Source organism: Gilliamella sp. B2772 (genome assembly GCF_026536985.1).
Taxonomy (GTDB): domain Bacteria; phylum Pseudomonadota; class Gammaproteobacteria; order Enterobacterales; family Orbaceae; genus Gilliamella; species Gilliamella apicola_E.
On sequence record NZ_JAFNNB010000001.1, the window covers coordinates 103,011 to 121,237 of the forward strand.

Sequence of the window (18,227 nt, forward strand, 5' to 3'; positions counted from 1 at the left end):
AGATCCTTTCAGCTAGTTTTTGACCTACACGAGTAACGTCACCAAGTTTAAGATGGCTGTCAAATTCAACAGCATTTGAAGCAAACAGCGTAATAACGGTTGAACCTAATTTAAAGCAACCCATATCTTCACCCTTCGCTAATTTAATCTGACCAGAATAAGTCCAACGTTTCATTATGCCGTCACGAGGAGGCGTAATAACGCCTTCCCAATTTAATTCAATACTTCCTACAATCGTTGCCCCAACCATAATTTGTGCCATTGGTCCAAATTCAGTTTCAAATAGACAAATTACACGTTCATTTCGAGCAAAAATATTAGGAATAGTTTCTGTTGTTGCTTTATTCACTGAAAATAGTGAGCCAGGAACATAAATCATCTCACGCAATATACCATCACAAGGCATATGAAAACGATGGTAGTTTTTAGGTGATAAATAAGTAGTTGCAAAAGATCCATTTTTAAAAAACTTAATCATATCAGGGTGACAAGCAAGCAGGGATTCTAAAGAATAAAAATGTCCTTTAGCTTGCAAAAGAAGATTATCTTGAATGTTACCAAATTGACTAATTACCCCATCTGCTGGCATTACAATACTATTTGCCGAATCATCGATTGTTCGCGCATCTGCTTTTAGCTCACGAGCGAAAAAGTCATTGAACGTTTTGTACTCTTTAGCATCAGTCAATTTAGCTTCACTTAAATCGATTTTATATAATTTACAAAAACCGATAATCATCCATGTAGTGACTTTTCCTAAACGTCTGTTAGCTAACCAACCAAATAGGGTAGTTAATAATTGTTTTGGAAGAAGATACTGAATAATTGCTTTTAACTGATTTAACATAGATAGCTCTCAAATTATTTTCGAAATAATGCATTATATCAATATTTATTCTGAAAGTATAAATAGCACAACTTAATTCATATTTTGTGGCAAAGATCACAAGCATTTTAAAAATTTTGCCAAACTTCACTAACAATGGCAGTCAATTAAAAGTGTCTATCAAAATAGTTCTCTAGACTATCCCCATTAGCAAAATTGAGGGTAGTTATAATGGCAGATAGATATATTGCTGCAATTGATTTAGGTGCATCTAGTGGCCGAGTTATGTTGTCGAGTTATCAATCTCAAAAAATCACATTAACAGAAATCCACCGATTCAGTAATGGATATAAAAGTGATGGTAAAAATTTTTGTTGGGATTTGAACTATTTAGAACAAGAAATCTTAAATGGATTAAACAAAATTATTCAACAAGGAATCAAACTCGATAGTATTGGTATAGATACATGGGGCGTTGATTATGTATTACTTGACAAGCAAGGCCAAATCGTCGGACCGACATACTCTTATCGTGATCATCGTACTGACAATATCATGTCAAAGGTACAAGATGAAATTGGAACAGAAAATATTTATCAAAAAACCGGAATTCAATTCTTAACCTTCAATACACTCTATCAACTCAAAGCTATGATGCTTGAATCACCATCTTGGCTGTCACAAGTATCTGATTTTGTGATGATTCCTGATTACCTAATTTATCGATTGACCGGTGTTTTAAATCGTGAATATACCAATGCCACCACAACCCAACTTGTTAATGTTGCAACTCAAACTTGGGACAAAGATCTACTTGATTATCTAGGCATACCACGTAAATGGTTTGGTGATATTTGTATGCCCGGAAACCAAGTTGGATATTGGCAAAGTGCAAACGGCGATCGTATTCCAGTAATTGCAATTGCAAGCCATGATACTGCCAGTGCTGTTATTGCTGCGCCATTAATGGACCAACATAGTGCTTATTTATGTTCAGGTACTTGGTCACTTATGGGATTGGAATCTAAACAACCTTTCACAGGAAAAGAAGCGTTAAAAGCGAATATTACCAATGAAGGTGGTGTTGATGGTAATTATCGAGTGTTAAAAAACATCATGGGATTATGGTTATTCCAACGCGTTTGTTCTGAACACGAAGTCAAAGATATCAATCAATTAATCACATTGGCAAAACAAGAGCAACCTTTTGCTTTTCTCATTAATCCTAATGATCCAAGGTTTCTAAATCCTGATGATATGACAGAAACCATCAAACAGGTATGTTTAGAAAACATTGGTCAGACTCCTAAAAATCTCCCTCAATTGGTGAGATGTATTTTTGACAGCCTAGCACATCTATATCGAGATGTATTAAACGAATTATCGGTGCTAAGTGGTAAACCAATTAACACATTACATATTGTCGGTGGTGGTTGCCAAAATGCTTTTTTAAACCAGTTATGTGCTGACTTATGCAATGTCAATGTTACCGCAGGTCCTATTGAATCATCAGCCTTAGGCAATGTGGGTTACCAGTTAATTTCATTAGGTGAAATTGCTGATGTTAACGCATTAAGACAACTCATTTCACAGAATTTTGACACTAAATATTATCAACCCAAAAGTAATTAACCAATTATAGAAAAATTTTATATTTATTAAGGAGTATTTCATGAGCGCAATTGAAAATGCCTATCAGATCGCTAAAGCAAGATTTGCTGAAATCGGTGTGGATACAGATGCTGCTATAGCAGCAATGGCAAAATTACCGATTTCTGTACATTGCTGGCAAGGCGATGATGTTGCTGGTTTTGAAAAGCAAGAAGGTGAATTAACTGGTGGTATACAAGCGACAGGTAATTATCCGGGTAAAGCTCGTAATGCAGATGAATTAAGATCAGATTTAGATAAAGCCTTTAGCCTTATACCAGGACCAAAACGATTAAATCTACATGCTTCTTATTTAGAATCAGATCAAAAAGTCGATCGTAATGAAGTCAAACCAGAACACTTTGCCAATTGGGTCAAATGGGCTAAAAAACATCAGATTGGTCTAGATTTCAATCCAACATATTTTTCACACCCTTTGAGTAACGAAGGCACTCTTACTCATGTTAATCCAGAAATTCGTCAATTCTGGATAGATCACGGAAAAGCTTGTCGTAAGGTATCAGAATATTTTGGTAAAGAATTAGGTACACCATCAGTCATGAATATCTGGCTACCAGATGGAATGAAAGACATTACTGTCGATAAATTTGCACCAAGACAACACTTAGTTGAATCATTGGATGAAATTATTCGAGAAAAGATTGATCAAAAATATCACATTGATGCAGTCGAAAGTAAATTGTTCGGTATTGGTCTTGAATCTTATACTGCTGGATCAAATGAATTCTATCTCGCTTATGCTACATCACGTAAAACTGCACTATGTTTAGATGCTGGACATTTCCATCCAACTGAAGTCATTTCAGACAAAATTTCTGCCGTAATGCCTTTTGTTGAACATCTCTTACTACATGTTAGCCGTCCAGTGCGTTGGGATAGTGATCACGTAGTGCTCTTTGATGATGAAACTCAAAATATCGCGAGTGAAATCATTCGAAACAAACTATTTGACCGAGTACATATTGGTTTAGATTTCTTTGATGCCTCTATAAACCGTATTGCCGCTTGGGTAATTGGCACTCGCAACATGAAAAAATGCTTGTTAAAAGCACTATTAGAACCTACCGAACAATTAAAAAAATATGAACACGATCGTGACTTTACTTCACGACTAGCATTACTCGAAGAACAAAAATCATTACCTTGGCAAGCAGTTTGGGATCAGTACTGTTTATTGAATGACGTACCAGTTGGTAGCCGATGGTTAGATGAAGTTCGTCAATATGAAACAACAGTTTTAACTAAACGATCATAAGGAAAACAAAATGCAACAGATTCTTTCTTCTTGGTTTGTAAAAGGGATGATCAAAGCCACTTACGATATGTGGTTAAAAGGATGGGATGAGCGTAATGGTGGTAATGTTAGCTTAAGATTACTTGAAAGTGATGTGGTCTCTTTTCAAAGTGACTTTTATAAAAATCCCCGTCACGTATCGTTAACACAAGATGTGACTAAACTTGCTAACCAGTACTTTATTGTCACAGGATCAGGTAAGTTTTTCCGCAATGTCATTTTAGATCCTGCTGATACGTTAGCCATTGTCAAAATTGATGAACAAGGCAAGGGTTATTACATCATGTGGGGATTAATAAATGGTGGATTACCGACTTCTGAACTCGCTGCTCATCTGCAATCACATATTGTAAGAATCGAACAAAGCCAAGGAAAAGACCGCGTGATCATGCACTGTCATGCGACCAATTTAATTGCATTAACTTATGTCCTAGAACTTGATACTGCGGTAATAACGCGATTGTTGTGGGAAATGAGTACCGAATGTTTAGTTGTATTTCCAGATGGTGTTGGTGTCGTTCCTTGGATGGTTCCAGGTAAAGACGAAATTGGTTATGCCACTGCAAAACAGATGGCAAAACATAGTTTAGTGTTATGGGCTTTCCATGGTGTATTTGGAACAGGACCAACGTTAGATGAAGCTTTCGGCTTGATTGATACAGCTGAAAAATCAGCAGAAGTTCTTGTAAAAGTCCTATCAATGGGAGGAAAACGTCAAACCATATCCACGGAAGAGTTCAGATTATTAGCTGAGCGTTTTGATGTGAACCCAATGGAAGAAGCATTAAAACAGTAAAAGCTACTAATAAAAAATATCAAATTATATTTCAAAAATATAAGGATAAATATATGGGTAGTTCAATTATTTTAGGCATATTTTGGCACTTTGTTGGTGCCGCTTCTGCCGCGTGTTTTTACGCACCACTTAAAAAAGTAAAAAATTGGTCATGGGAAACCATGTGGTCAATAGCCGGACTATTTTCATGGATCATATTGCCATGGTCAATTAGTTACTTCTTATTGCCTGACTTTTGGTCTTATTACGGATCGTTTAGTTCAGATATATTAATTCCAGTTTTCTTATTTGGCGCCATGTGGGGAGTAGGTAACATTGGTTACGGACTAACAATGCGTTATTTAGGCATGTCGATGGGCATAGGTATTGCGATTGGCATAACCTTAATCGTTGGTACGCTAATGACGCCAATACTACAAGGTAAATTTGGTGAATTATTGGCTTCAACTGGCGGAAAAATGACATTATTAGGTGTCGTTGTTGCTGTTATTGGTGTCGCTATCGTAACTTATGCTGGTTTATTGAAAGAAAAAACACTTGGAGTACAAGTTGAAGATTTTAATTTAAAGAAAGGACTTCTTCTTGCCATCATGTGTGGTATCTTCTCTGCTGGTATGTCATTTGCCATGAGTGCAGCAGTACCAATGCACGAAAAAGCTGCCGAACTTGGCGTAGACCATCTATACGTAGCTCTCCCAAGCTATGTCATTATTATGGGTGGTGGTGCAATTATTAATCTAGGTTTCTGTATTAGTCGACTCTGCGCTAAAAAAGAACTTTCATTTAAAAAAGATATCTCAGTTGCCAAATCCCTACTTATTAGCAACATACTATTTGCCATTTTAGGTGGCGCAATGTGGTATTTCCAATTCTTCTTCTATGCTTGGGGTCATGCAAATATTCCAACTGAATATGGTTTCATGAGTTGGATGTTACATATGAGTTTCTATGTACTTTGTGGTGGTATTGTTGGATTAGCACTAAAAGAGTGGTTTGGTACTGGCAAAAAACCAGTACGAATACTTTGTATTGGTTGCTTAGTTATCATTGTTGCAGCGAACATTGTTGGTTTAGGCATGACGAATTAAAAGGAAAACATTATGGCTTATAGAATGATTCTAAATGAAACATCTTACTTTGGCGCTGGTTCAATCAGCCACATCGTAGATGAAGTAAAAAAACGGGGTTTTAAAAAAGCATTAGTGGTTACTGACAAAGATTTAATTAAATTCAAAGTAGCAACTAAAGTAACAAAACTATTAGATGACAATGGCTTTGCTTATCAAATATTTGATGAAGTCATGCCAAATCCAACTATTGGTATTGTTCAAAAAGGGGTTGAAGTCTTCAAACAATCGGGTGCCGACTACCTAATTGCAATTGGTGGTGGCTCACCACAAGATACCGCAAAAGCGATCGGTATTATTATCAACAATCCAGAATTTTCTGATGTTCGTAGTCTTGAAGGGGTAGCGCCAACGAAAAAACCAGCAGTACCCACAATCGCTATTCCTACAACAGCAGGTACAGCAGCTGAAGTGACCATTAACTACGTCATTACCGATGAAGAGAAAAAACGTAAATTTGTCTGCGTTGACCCTCACGATATTCCCGTTGTCGCAATCATAGATTCCGATATGATGACAAGTATGCCAGCGAGTTTAAAAGCAGCAACAGGTGTTGATGCCTTAACTCACGCCATTGAAGGTTATATAACCAAAGGCGCTTGGGAACTATCAGACATGTTCCATCTTAAAGCAATAGAAGTCATATCTCGTTCATTACGTGACTCAGTAAAAGGGATTGCAAAAGGTTCTCAAGACATGGCATTAGGCGAATATATTGCTGGCATGGGCTTTTCAAATGTGGGATTAGGTTTAGTTCACGGAATGGCTCACCCACTTGGAGCATTTTATGGAACGCCTCACGGTGTAGCTAATGCGGTACTTTTACCTCATATCATGGCTTACAATGCTGAATTTACTGGTGAAAAATATCGTGATATTGCTAAAGCGATGGGAGTGGCTAAAACAGAACAAATGACGATCGAACAAGCAAGAAAAGCTGCTGTCGATGCTGTTAAACAACTTAACGTAGATGTTGGTATCCCTCCTACATTAAAAGATATTGGCGTAAAACTTGAGGATATCCCTGCGTTAGCTCAAGCTGCTTTTGATGATGTTTGTACCGGAGGCAATCCGCGTGACACTAACGTAAAAGAAATTGAGCAACTATATCATTCTATTTACCAATAAAACTTGAATGTACACGTGATAATGAAATAGGTTAAATGCAAATTTAACCTTTTCATTAAAAAGGAGCAATTATGATAAGAAAAGCAAGCATAATGCAGGTTCATCCTGACAAACATGCTGAATATAAAAAACGGCATGACGAAATCTTTCCCGAGCTGGTAAAAGAACTAAAAGCCCATGGCGCTCACAATTACTCGATATTTTTAGACAGCAAAAGAAATCTACTTTTTGCTTATGTTGAAATCGAGTCAGAAGAGCGATGGGATGCAGTAGCTAAAACAGCAGCTTGTCAAAAATGGTGGGCGTTTATGAAAGATATCATGCCAAGCAACCCAGACAACAGCCCAATTAGTGAATCATTAGCAGAAGTCTTTTATTTAGAATAAAACATTACTCTCTTTTAAAGCCTAAAAGAGAGTAAATTGAATATATATTTAATCTACCTTCACCTAGCACTTCTTATCATTAAATTTAGCCCGATACTCTGAAGGCGTTTGATTGGTTTGCTTTTTAAACACTGATGAAAAATAGTTACTATCGTCATAACCACACTCAGCAGCAATCATACTAATCGAATAATTAGTATTACGAAGTAAAGACATGGCATCACATAATCGCCTTTTTTGTAAATAACCACTAATGGTCATCCCTGTTTGGCTTTTAAATAAACGACTAAGTGAACGGCTTGCAATATGATTTTCCTTGCAAAAAACATCAACATTAAATGGTGTTGCAATACTGTTATGGAGCGCGGTAAACAATAAATCCAACTGATGAGTAGCAGTCGGCTCCGTTACCTTTGGAGCTTGTTTTATCCGGTCTAACAAAATAACTAATTGCAGAAAAAGTGCCTCAGATAAATGTACGGAGGCTAAATTATTTTTCTTTGATTCGATAGCTAATTTTTCGATAAGTGGAGATAAAAGTTTAAGGTATGAAGGTTGAATTCGCCAAGAACGCTCATTATGTTTGGCTGTCACTTTAGGTAAATAAGACTCGATAGTCGATAATAAAAAAAGTGACTCTCTCAAATATAAAATATTATCCAATTTGAGATCATTAACTGACTCATAACCATGCACATCTTTGGGATTAATATATAAAATATCGCCACTGGTAATTGGATAAATATAATCATTCCAATAATGCAAACCATTACCTGAACAAACAATCACAATTTCATAAAAATCGTGATCATGTAAAGGAAAAGGGTGTTGATGATCACGTTTTTCGACAGTAACAGTATTCATCTTTGAAATAAAATAATCTTGTTTATATAAACGCAAACATCTTTCCATAAACTGTTCCTGACTTACTAGTAAAACAACTAATGATACCCTTTATCTGGGTTATTACGTAATGCTTGTGGCGAAAACGTAAATTCTTGTTTAAAACAGGTAGAAAAATAAGCACTATCATTAAAACCACACTCTTGCGCAATGGTTGTAATAGATTTATTGCTATAAATTAACTGAGTATAAGCATTAGCTAACCGCAACTTTATTAAATATTTTTGAGGCGTGATGCCAATCTCATTTTTCATCTTCCTATGAAAAGAGCGCAATGACAATGAAAATTGTGCCGTTAACTGTTCCCAATCAATTTGCTCCTTAAAATTGATCTGTAACCAACGCAACAACTGCTTAACGCGATTATCAGATGATCCAGAACCTTCATTGACATAAAAATTCTTATTAAAAATAAGTAGTAATTGTAAAAATAAACTTTCCTGTACAGCACTTGATTGATTTTGCGTCAATTGCTTAATAATCGATTGAATATTTTCATCAGATTTTTTATCAAAAAAGTAATGAGAATGAATCGGATCAGGATTTGGAATTAACTGATTTATCCCATTAATAAAATGAAAATTCTCAGGATCTCTAAATAAAATATTGGTCAAATGTAGATTATTAACGTTCTCATACAAATGGCAGTCCGAAGCCTTAATATAAAACATCATACCTGGATATAAATCAAATAGTCGCCCATTTAAAATATGTTTTCCATACCCACTTGTCACAATAACGATTTCATTAAAATTATGCGTATGTTCAGGGTAGACGGGTTGAGGCGCCCGAGGCTCAACGGTGATATTTTGATCGCTAGACGAAAAAAAATCTTTATCAAGTAACATCTCAATCATTTTGAACCTCACTCCTTATAAAAACCTACAACCACATTCTAAAAAGTAAATCGAAATCTCACCTTTAAAATTTGGACAGCTAATATAATATTTTGGCAATAAATTATAGCTATACAGGAATTTTTATTAAAAATGTGCGAAGCTTCACATTTTTTCAAACTACTTTGTTTAAAAAATGAGTGATATAAACAGCTTAATTTTTTTTAAATTTTCATCTTGTTGGAAGTTATTATTTGTGATATTTTTTGCGCACTTAAATTGATTTATGTCAAAAATTGAAGATACTCATATGGAAATCTTAATTGTAATTTTGATTCTTTTAGCGTCACTACTTGTACGATACAATAGAGTGATTACGATTCTCATTAAAACTTTAAAACACAAACCTTTTCCCCAAAATTCTCAAAAAACTGAACAACTGACAGTTGACCAGCAAAATGCATTATCAGCAGGACTTATTATTTCAGAGCAACATATGTTTTGTTGGGATAGCTTAGAAAGCGATGCCCGAAACTCTGGTAAAAAAGAGCAGCGATATCGCTTAAGTACAGCTTGGGATGTAACTTCTCCACAAAGTGCTACTGAATGTTTATCCTCTTTTGGATCAGTTCACAAACTCATTGATGTCGCGATTGAAATTTATCTAAACGTTCCTAAAGAGCAGTGGCAAAGTTGTATTGATGACCAAGTTCCAGAAGATTACCGTGATATTATTACAATCTATTGCTCAAGATTAGATCAAGTATCTTCAATGTTAATTGAAAACAAAGTCGCTGAAGACCAAGACGAATTGCGTCAAATTCTACTACGAGGTTCAATTGCATGGGATTTAGGACGCCTAGTTTATATTGCCAGAGCAAGCTATATAGCGGGCTATATTAGCAAAGATCAAGCATGGCAATCGATTAACTCAGTTTTACCAACGGTTAAAGAAAATTTTGTCAATTGGAAAGAATTTGGTCAAAGTTATATGCTAGGTCGTGCTGTGTATCAGCCTGATGATGCATCGCTTCCTGGTCTATTTGATATCTACACTCAAAGCACCACTTCCGAAGAGAGCCCATGGCTCAAATATCCGTTAAATAATTAATTTAATGCTTGTGACAGTGTAAACTGTCACAAGTACTTAAATACTTAATCGTCATTTAAAACCCAACCATATTAAAATCTAGTTAAATTTTCGCTCTTCAGATGGCGTGATACCAAACGTTTTTTTATACAGTGTAGTAAAATGAGTACTATTAACAAAACCACAAAGTAATGATATTTCGGTAATAGTCATATCACTTTCTCTAATCTTTAATCTTGCTGACATTAACCGTAATCGTCTGATGTAATTTTCAGGAGTTAGGCCGGTTGCTTGTTTAATATGCCTAAACATTGTACGTGTTGTTAAATGAAATGTTTGCGCTATATTGTTCCAATCATATTCATCAAAGCAATTTTCTTGAAGATGGTTAAGCAAAAGATGGAGTTTATAGCGGGTATTATTTTGCTGTGACTGACGTTGATATTGCTTAATGATAACAAGCAATTTAAAAAACAGATACTCACGATGCTCAATTGAATTATTTAAATTAAATAACTGATCAATAACAGAATTACACTCTTTACGAATATTAGGCGCTAACCAAATATAAGAACTTAAATCACTTGCGGAGATAGGCCTTAATAGCTCCTCCATATTCTTCAAAAAAGTAAAATTCTGATTGGGATTAATCAGGATATTAGTTAGCTTTAGCGTTCCGAGATCATCATAAAAATGGTAATCATGCCCTCTAACTAAAAAAACATCACCTTGTTGAATAAATAACGGCTTACCATTAATAACATGTAAACCATGACCGTGCTCAACAATCACTAACTCGTCGAACTCATGATTATGCTCGCAACCGTTGTCCTCAGGGTCACTCTTATAAAGGGCTAATTTATCTGATTTATGATTAAAATAAGTGTCAATTTTTAAAGTATACATATTGATTATATCCTTACAACGGTAACTTATTATCAAGGTATCCCGTTAAATAAAAGACAATTTTTATCCGTCATATAAATACAATAAAGTAATTAAACATGAGATAAAAAATAATATTCTTAAAAATGTGAACTTGCTCGGTATAAGCTTTTTAATATTGCCATTTATAAACGCAATCTGGCAGTATCTTAGTGGCTAGCTTTTGTTTTGCATAGCTATACTCCTAAATGTTTTCTATAGGAGAAGAATATGGCACAAGCAATTCAAAAAAATATTGATGCAGTTATGGTAAAAGATAATGCATTTATTCTGAAAGCAAAGCAATTACAACCAAAGATTTATCAAAAAAAGATCTCACCCCAAAAGATTATTTCGCTCATCAATGATCCAAGTGCTATTCATCATTGGTCATCAAAAATAGTGAGTGATGCAAATGATTATCTCAATCAGAGTTTTCATTCAGGTGATAGTTTTATAATTGATTTTGGTCAACACAATGTTGGTTACCTCTCTTTCTTGTGCGAATCTACTGGTAGCCCTCCTGATGCCCCTGCGCATATAAAATTAACATTTGGTGAAACACTGTGTGAAATTGCTGAACCATTCAGTCAATATCAAGGTTGGCTTAGCAAAAGCTGGTTACAACAGCATGATGAATACATTGATATTTTACCCGCTAAAATCAACTTATCTCGACGCTACTGTTTTCGATACTTAAAAATAGATGTTGTCTCACTATCGCCTAAATACCAAATTTTATTTAAAGATATAACTTTTAACACAGTCAGTTCAGCACCAGAACACTGTCTTAGCTATCAATCATCAGATCCGCTATTAGCGAAGATAGATCAAGTCTCCATTCACACGCTTCGAAATTGTATGCAAGACGTATTCGAGGATGGACCGAAAAGAGATAGAAGACTGTGGTTAGGCGATTTACGCTTACAAGCCCTAGTGAACAACGTCACTTTTCAACAGCACGATTTAGTCCGCAGATGCTTATACCTCTTTGCTAGCCATCGTCGGGAAGATGGTCTGGTTTCATCTAATGTCTTTGTTAAACCTGACATTATTGCTGACGATACTTTTTTATTTGATTACTCACTTCTTTTTGTCGATGTCCTTTATGACTACTTTAATCAAACTAATGATCGACAAACGGTTAAAGAGCTATGGCCGATCGCATTACAGCAAATTGAAATAAATCTAAAACGTTGTGACGCGCAAGGATTAGTTCAAGATAGTGATGATTGGTGGTCATTTATTGATTGGCACGAAAAACTCAATAAACAAGGCGCTTCTCAAGGTGTTTTAATTTACTGTTTAGACAAAGCATGTCGACTTTCCCAACATTTTCAACCTGAAATAACTCAGGCGCTTAACCAAAAATTAGATTTGGTTAAGAGAGCAGCACAAACATTATGGGACGAGCAAGCCGGTTTTTACATCAGCGGCGAACAAAAACAAATTAGTTTCGCCACACAAATTTGGATGGTTTTAGCTGATGTAGGCGATTTAGCTCATCAACAAAAATTATTAACGCAATTAATAACTACTCCACCAGAAATCGGCATGAACACGCCTTACTTACGACATCACTACATCTTAGCCTTGTTCAAAACAGGCATGAAACAACAAGCCATTGATGAGATTAAAGCATATTGGGGAAAAATGGTCGAATTTGGGGCAGACACATTTTGGGAATTGTTTGATCCAAACGACCTTAATTATTCACCGTATGGTAGCAAAATCATCAATAGCTACTGTCATGCTTGGAGTTGCACACCGGCTTGGTTTATTCGACAAAATAAACTTTAACTAAAAATTTATAAGGAATAAAAAAATGGTCAATTCATTATTTTCTCTTTGGCGGCAACGCATAGGTTATGGGATCGCTGACTTATCTTGTAATTTAGTATGGCAATTAATCTCATTATATCTTATGTATTTTTATACGGACGTAATGGCACTACCCGCTTATTATGTTGGTCTAATGTTTTTAGTTACCCGGCTGGTTGATGGTGTTGCTGATGTCTTAATGGGCTTAGTTATCGATAATACATCCACACGTTGGGGACGTTGTCGTCCATGGCTATTAATCGGCGCAATACCGTTTGGCATATTGTGTATTTTAGTTTTCTATGTGCCTGATTTTGGAACGACAGGTAAACTAATCTATGCCTTTATCACCTATCTTTGCCTCTCTTTTATCTATACCTTGGTCAACATACCATTTAGTGCAATGTTGCCATTTTTAACTGCGGATTCATTAGAAAGAACAACCTTATCTTCAGTAAGAATTTTATTAGGTTCCTTAGGTTCAACGATTGTTGCAGTGGCAACATTACCGCTAGTTGCGACATTGGGAAATGGTGATCAAACACATGGCTTTTTATATACCGCTATTGTTTTTGGGATTATTGCGACTTTCTTTCTGATAGTCAGTTTTAAAAATGTTGAGGAAAAAATCACTATACAACAAGAGCGAATGACCTTAACTAGAGCATGGAAAGGTTTAAAAGACAACAACCCATGGAAAATCTTTGCAACTAACATCTTTCTTATGTGGGGCGCATTCTTTTTACAAACTGGCTCCTTAGTCTATTTCTTCAACTATTACGTACAAAGCGAAAACCTTACCGCAATAATTGCGGGAATATCAACTTTCGTCCCCTTAATTGGCACACTTACCGTACCATTCTTAGCCAATCAGATGAAAAAACGACATGTCTATCTATTTTCAAGCGCTATCAACTTAATTGGTATGGGAATAATGATGTTATCGGGCGTGAATCATCTTGGTCTTATCATCGGCGCGGTTATCTTATCACTCGGTGCTGGGCAACGCCTTGCTATCTATTTTTCAATGCAGGCTGACCCGGTTGATTATGGTGTATGGAAAACCGGTATTAATACTGCCGGAATTTTGACATCAATCAATGGATTCTTTGGCAAAGTGGCGATGGCTGGTGCTGGTGCTATTACCGGTTTTTTACTCTCATCTGGTGGATATGTTGCCAATGCAGTTCAAGTATCAAGTGCGCTTTTTGCAATCAAACTCTGTTACTTATATTTACCTGCCATTTTAATTATTGCCTCGATGATTTGGATAGCTAAGTTCTACAAACTTGATGACAGTTATACTTCAATTCGAGCTGAATTAGATGCCAGAAATCTTAATGATCAACAAAAAGTTTAATCAATTTACATTAAAAGGAAATTACGATGAAATTAAAAATAATAGCTGGAGTCTGCTGTTTCTATTCTATATCCGCATTAGCATCCATTGAATGGCAGACCGAACAAGGAACATTTAAACTTTATGGCGATGTCGAATTTAATATTGATGCTGCAAGCAAAAAAAAGCAGTTAACCTCACTTAGAACATCGGCAAACAAAGACTTTGATGCTAATGACACAGATCAGTGGGATATAAATGGCCGTATTTTATTCGGCTTGGATGGGAAAAGAGAATTAGCGAATCAGAACTATGCAGGATTCTCGGTGCAACCGCTTGCTGACATGGGAGGTAAAGTTAACCTAGATGATGCTAGTTTCTATTTTGGTAAAAAAGATGATTGGCGCCTACGAATTGGTCGCTATGAAGCTTACGACATGTTCCCACTTGGGCAAGATACCTTCATAGAATATTCTGGCAATACTGCCAACGATTTATATAGTGATGGTTTTGGTTACATCTATATGATGAAAGAGGGTAGAGGGCGTAGCAGTAACGGTGGTGCAATCGAATTAACCAAAGAGTTGGGTGATTTGAACTTGCAAGTTAATGCAATGGTAAAAGATGGTACCTCCTTATTTGACCATAGCCGTTATCATGGATATAAATTGCAAAAAGATAAAAACGTCGTTTACTTACGTCCCATCATATCCTACCGAAATAATGATATATCAGCAGCCCTAGCAATGGAGCGTAATGTTGTTAATAACGCTTATGGTTATCATGATATAAACGGCAAATGGCATGATCAGTCAAAACGTAATGGGTATGGCTTAACGATGAGTTGGAATAGTGCAGGTGATTTTGATAAATCATCTGAGGGATTACTGCTCAATAGCAGCATCTCCTATTTAGATGCCGAACAAGAAAAAGATTTTACCGCGGGTATCAATGGTATTTGGAAAGGTATTGGTCTTGGTTACATCTATGCTGCCAATGATATAAAAGCATTTAATACAAATTATCGAGGTGATGGTGAAATTTATGCTAAAGGCAAATATAAATTACATACTGTCAATGCCTCATACTTAATTTCAAATGTGATGGATATGGATAACTTCAATATCTATTTAGGGACTTACTTATCTAGATTAGAGCGCGATGAAAAACAAGGAGGAGGTAACGATAATCGTTATGGCGCAAGGGTCCGTTTTAAATATTTCTTTTAAATAAGACTAATTAACATTCACCCCAAGTAAAAATAATACGCACTTTACTTGGGGAATTCTAAAAAGAGTCATTTCTTAAAAAAACACAAAAAACACCAAATTATCAATAATAAAAACCGGAATCAAAATCCCGATTGACCACTTCATATAACCAAAAAAGCTAGGCATATTGATTTTATTTTGATCCGCAATGCTTTTAACCATAAAGTTAGGGGCATTACCAATATAACTTAAAGCGCCCATAAATACCGAGCCCATTGAAATAGCCAGTAAAGTGCTTTCAAATGTCGTCATTAAGCTACTAGCATTACCCGAAGCAAGATTGAAAAAGACCAGATAAGTTGGTGCATTATCTAAAAATCCGGATAGCAATCCTGATAACCAAAAATACATACTATTTATTGGTGCACCTTGGTCATTAGTCACCAATGAAATGACCGAAGCCAACGCACCATCATTACCCGCACGTAAAATCGCCAGCACAGGCACAATAGTAATAAAAATCCCAATAAATAACTTAGCAACCTCTTTTATCGGCTCCCAATTAAATTCGTTGCCTGCTCGAACTTGTTTTGGGGTAATCATTATTGAAATTATCGTAATCGCAATAAAAAGACCATCACGAACTAAATTTTGTAATGCGATTTGTGAACCTAAAATAGTAAAACTTATCGATGAATGCCACACACCAGACAAAATCACGCTAGCAATAATAGCCAATAATAATACAAGATTATTTAGACCATATAACTTAACAGGCTTAGCACTAATTGGATTGCTATTCACACCATACTGCTTAACGTAATAGTAATGATCGATAAAATAATAAATAATTAACAATAACCCTGATGTAAACACAACAGGCAACAGCATATGCTTAACTGTCCAGAAAAAATCGACACCTTTTAAAAAACCAATAAATAACGGTGGATCGCCTAAAGGCGTTAATCCACCGCCAATATTGGCAACTAAAAAGATAAAAAATATTACCGTGTGTACAGCATACTGTCGTTGACGATTAGCTCGAAGTAGTGGACGAATCATCAACATCGCAGCGCCAGTTGTTCCCATAATTGAAGCAAGCACAACGCCAATCATCAGTAAAATAACGTTGGATTTTGGTGTGCTGATTTTATCACTCTTAATCAGAATGCCACCGGAAACCGTAAACAAAGCCAAAAGTAATAATATAAAAGGAATATACTCCTGAACAATGGCGTGTACTGTTAGCTCAATTGTTGTCGTTAAACCAAATGAAACCAGCGCAAACCCCAAAAATAATAACGTCCAAACGGCAACAACTTTACCGTAGTGATAATGCCATAATCGGGCTAAAAATAGTGGACATAAAGCAATCGATAACAAAATTCCAACGAAAGGGATCACCCAAAGTAATGATAACGCCTGTCCATTAAACTCACTCGCATAGGAATCAAAAGACATAAGCACTAAACTCAAAAAAGGGAATATCAAAAACTTTTTTAGATTTTTCATTGTATTATCGGTTGGATTTAAAGTGGATGATTATAACAAATTCAAAATTAATTTTCGAATCATCCACAATCGTATAACTTAACGATTATAAAAAAAGTTGAGGAGCGGGGTTTTTGAAGCATAAAATCTCTCGCTATTTTCACAAATTTGCTCAAAAACGTTATAATAGTGATTAATTCTCTATGTTGGATCATCCATGCAATCAATCAAAAAAACAGCTTTACACCACCGCAATAAACACATTAATGGTTATCCATTTGATTTACTTATCAAAACATTGAACGAGCTATCTAATTTTGTAAAGCCTAATCAATATGGACGGTTAACGATTGATTTTGCTGATCCTACTGCGGTCAAAATGCTAAATAAAGCGCTATTATTGCACTATTATCAACTTTCGTATTGGGACATTCCTGACAACTATCTTTGTCCGCCAATTCCGGGGCGAGCAGATTATATACACTATCTTGCCGATCTGTTAGCGCAAGATAACCAAATTCCTACAGGTAAACAGGTTCGCATTTTAGATATTGGGGTTGGGGCGAATATTATTTATCCAATTATTGGTTGTGCAGAGTATGGTTGGTCATTTGTTGGTAGTGATATCAATCCAACATCAATAAAAGTTGCTTCATTGATAGCACAATCTAATGATCTATTAAAAAACACATTACAATGTCGCTTACAACCTGACAACGAAGCTATTTTTGAAAATATCATTCAACCTAAAGAATTTTACCTAGCCACCCTATGCAATCCACCTTTTCACGCCTCCGAACAAGAAGCACATGCAAGTGCTTACACTAAACTTAAAAAGTTGGGAAAAGTAAATTCAACGAAAGATAATCTCATCCTCAACTTTGGTGGACAACACGCTGAACTCTGGTGCAAAGGGGGCGAAAGTGCATTTATCACTAGAATGATAAAAGAGAGTATCAAATACCAAACGCAATGCCTGTGGTTTACCTCATTGGTATCGAAAAAAGAGACGCTAAGCAAAATAAAAAAACAACTAAAAGTGGCAACTGAATATAAAATTGTCTCTATGGCTCAAGGACAAAAAATTAGCCGTTTTGTTGCGTGGACGTTTTTTGATCAAGAAGAGCGAAAAATGATAATAAAAAAGTTGAGGAGCGGGGTTTGTGGCATTTAAATCTCTACCTAGAAATCAATAAATAAACAAAATTTAAATAAAATTAAATTTTCTCTGAATTAAAAAATATAATTTTAAAGATTTATAAAGTTGATATTTATCAATTAAACCAAAATTTAGCCAATAATTATTTGGATCTTTTTTTTGATCACATTTACAAAAGTTAACAATATAAAGTAAAAAATTTATTGCGTCATATTTTTCCAGTTA

At 35.6% G+C, this 18,227-nt stretch carries 15 protein-coding genes and 1 pseudogene; 11 read left to right on the plus strand and 5 right to left on the minus strand.

The features are described from left to right. Position 1: 1 nt before the first annotated feature. Positions 2–847: pseudogene (gene asd, locus J3T98_RS00480) on the minus strand (archaetidylserine decarboxylase); the annotation flags it as partial. Between the two features lie 210 nt (positions 848–1,057). On the opposite strand from asd, the gene rhaB reads away from it, so the two are divergent. The 6 genes from rhaB (at position 1,058) to rhaM (ending at position 7,228) form a co-directional block, all read left to right on the plus strand. Further along, on the plus strand, positions 1,058–2,458 hold the full coding sequence (gene rhaB, locus J3T98_RS00485; RefSeq protein ID WP_267361862.1) for a rhamnulokinase: 1,401 nt from the start codon (positions 1,058–1,060) through the stop codon (positions 2,456–2,458). 40 nt (positions 2,459–2,498) lie between these two features. Beyond that, entirely contained in the window at positions 2,499–3,752 is a 1,254-nt protein-coding gene (locus J3T98_RS00490; protein WP_065734588.1) for an L-rhamnose isomerase, read from the plus strand. 10 nt (positions 3,753–3,762) lie between these two features. Next, positions 3,763–4,587 carry a rhamnulose-1-phosphate aldolase gene (rhaD, locus tag J3T98_RS00495; protein WP_065562550.1) on the plus strand — a complete coding sequence of 275 codons (825 nt, stop codon included), beginning with the start codon at positions 3,763–3,765 and terminating at the stop codon, positions 4,585–4,587. A 53-nt stretch (positions 4,588–4,640) separates the two neighbouring features. Beyond that, entirely contained in the window at positions 4,641–5,675 is a 1,035-nt protein-coding gene (rhaT, locus tag J3T98_RS00500) for an L-rhamnose/proton symporter RhaT (RefSeq protein ID WP_065562549.1), read from the plus strand. A 12-nt stretch (positions 5,676–5,687) separates the two neighbouring features. Then, on the plus strand, positions 5,688–6,842 hold the full coding sequence (gene fucO / locus J3T98_RS00505) for a lactaldehyde reductase (protein ID WP_267361863.1): 1,155 nt from the start codon (positions 5,688–5,690) through the stop codon (positions 6,840–6,842). Between the two features lie 71 nt (positions 6,843–6,913). After that, on the plus strand, positions 6,914–7,228 hold the full coding sequence (rhaM, locus tag J3T98_RS00510; protein WP_065562547.1) for an L-rhamnose mutarotase: 315 nt from the start codon (positions 6,914–6,916) through the stop codon (positions 7,226–7,228). A gap of 63 nt (positions 7,229–7,291) precedes the next feature. Here the strand turns inward: rhaM and J3T98_RS00515 are convergent, their stop codons facing one another. Continuing rightward, the gene (locus tag J3T98_RS00515) at positions 7,292–8,140 is read right to left on the minus strand and encodes a helix-turn-helix domain-containing protein (protein ID WP_065562546.1); all 849 of its coding nucleotides are present in this window, start codon (positions 8,138–8,140) and stop codon (positions 7,292–7,294) included. Between the two features lie 29 nt (positions 8,141–8,169). Continuing rightward, positions 8,170–8,988 (minus strand): HTH-type transcriptional activator RhaS, encoded by an 819-nt coding sequence (gene rhaS / locus J3T98_RS00520; protein WP_081303373.1) that lies wholly within the window; start codon positions 8,986–8,988, stop codon positions 8,170–8,172. A 265-nt stretch (positions 8,989–9,253) separates the two neighbouring features. Between rhaS and J3T98_RS00525 the strand changes: the two genes are divergently transcribed. Further along, on the plus strand, positions 9,254–10,078 hold the full coding sequence (locus J3T98_RS00525; RefSeq protein ID WP_267361864.1) for a DUF1266 domain-containing protein: 825 nt from the start codon (positions 9,254–9,256) through the stop codon (positions 10,076–10,078). 78 nt (positions 10,079–10,156) lie between these two features. Here the strand turns inward: J3T98_RS00525 and J3T98_RS00530 are convergent, their stop codons facing one another. Beyond that, positions 10,157–10,963: a helix-turn-helix domain-containing protein gene (locus J3T98_RS00530; RefSeq protein WP_065734585.1), complete on the minus strand. Its 807-nt coding sequence runs from the start codon at positions 10,961–10,963 to the stop codon at positions 10,157–10,159. A gap of 249 nt (positions 10,964–11,212) precedes the next feature. On the opposite strand from J3T98_RS00530, the gene J3T98_RS00535 reads away from it, so the two are divergent. From J3T98_RS00535 to J3T98_RS00545, 3 genes are read left to right on the plus strand one after another with little or no spacing between them, the layout of a single operon-like run. Continuing rightward, positions 11,213–12,781 carry a hypothetical protein gene (locus J3T98_RS00535; RefSeq protein ID WP_267361865.1) on the plus strand — a complete coding sequence of 523 codons (1,569 nt, stop codon included), beginning with the start codon at positions 11,213–11,215 and terminating at the stop codon, positions 12,779–12,781. Positions 12,782–12,806: 25 nt separating this feature from the next. After that, positions 12,807–14,162, plus strand: a complete 1,356-nt coding sequence (locus J3T98_RS00540) for an MFS transporter (protein WP_267361866.1) — start codon at positions 12,807–12,809, stop codon at positions 14,160–14,162. A 26-nt stretch (positions 14,163–14,188) separates the two neighbouring features. Further along, entirely contained in the window at positions 14,189–15,370 is a 1,182-nt protein-coding gene (locus J3T98_RS00545; protein WP_267361867.1) for a carbohydrate porin, read from the plus strand. A 75-nt stretch (positions 15,371–15,445) separates the two neighbouring features. Here J3T98_RS00545 and J3T98_RS00550 read toward each other — a convergent pair whose 3' ends face one another. Continuing rightward, positions 15,446–16,864, minus strand: a complete 1,419-nt coding sequence (locus J3T98_RS00550; protein WP_267361868.1) for a sodium:proton antiporter — start codon at positions 16,862–16,864, stop codon at positions 15,446–15,448. 196 nt (positions 16,865–17,060) lie between these two features. Here J3T98_RS00550 and rlmF point away from each other — a divergent pair, with 196 nt between their 5' ends. Further along, positions 17,061–18,017, plus strand: a complete 957-nt coding sequence (gene rlmF, locus J3T98_RS00555) for a 23S rRNA (adenine(1618)-N(6))-methyltransferase RlmF (RefSeq protein ID WP_267361869.1) — start codon at positions 17,061–17,063, stop codon at positions 18,015–18,017. Positions 18,018–18,227 lie beyond the last annotated feature (210 nt).

Bases quoted from the DNA above. Each gene is read 5' to 3' on its own strand.
- J3T98_RS00490 (WP_065734588.1), top strand. From the start codon at position 2,499: ATGAGCGCAATTGAAAATGCCTATCAGATCGCTAAAGCAAGATTTGCT.
- J3T98_RS00545 (WP_267361867.1), top strand. From the start codon at position 14,189: ATGAAATTAAAAATAATAGCTGGAGTCTGCTGTTTCTATTCTATATCC.
- J3T98_RS00525 (WP_267361864.1), top strand. From the start codon at position 9,254: ATGTCAAAAATTGAAGATACTCATATGGAAATCTTAATTGTAATTTTG.
- rhaS (WP_081303373.1), bottom strand. From the start codon at position 8,988: ATGATTGAGATGTTACTTGATAAAGATTTTTTTTCGTCTAGCGATCAA.
- J3T98_RS00535 (WP_267361865.1), top strand. From the start codon at position 11,213: ATGGCACAAGCAATTCAAAAAAATATTGATGCAGTTATGGTAAAAGAT.
- fucO (WP_267361863.1), top strand. From the start codon at position 5,688: ATGGCTTATAGAATGATTCTAAATGAAACATCTTACTTTGGCGCTGGT.
- J3T98_RS00515 (WP_065562546.1), bottom strand. From the start codon at position 8,140: ATGGAAAGATGTTTGCGTTTATATAAACAAGATTATTTTATTTCAAAG.
- rhaD (WP_065562550.1), top strand. From the start codon at position 3,763: ATGCAACAGATTCTTTCTTCTTGGTTTGTAAAAGGGATGATCAAAGCC.
- rlmF (WP_267361869.1), top strand. From the start codon at position 17,061: ATGCAATCAATCAAAAAAACAGCTTTACACCACCGCAATAAACACATT.
- rhaM (WP_065562547.1), top strand. From the start codon at position 6,914: ATGATAAGAAAAGCAAGCATAATGCAGGTTCATCCTGACAAACATGCT.
- J3T98_RS00540 (WP_267361866.1), top strand. From the start codon at position 12,807: ATGGTCAATTCATTATTTTCTCTTTGGCGGCAACGCATAGGTTATGGG.
- J3T98_RS00530 (WP_065734585.1), bottom strand. From the start codon at position 10,963: ATGTATACTTTAAAAATTGACACTTATTTTAATCATAAATCAGATAAA.
- J3T98_RS00550 (WP_267361868.1), bottom strand. From the start codon at position 16,864: ATGAAAAATCTAAAAAAGTTTTTGATATTCCCTTTTTTGAGTTTAGTG.
- rhaT (WP_065562549.1), top strand. From the start codon at position 4,641: ATGGGTAGTTCAATTATTTTAGGCATATTTTGGCACTTTGTTGGTGCC.
- rhaB (WP_267361862.1), top strand. From the start codon at position 1,058: ATGGCAGATAGATATATTGCTGCAATTGATTTAGGTGCATCTAGTGGC.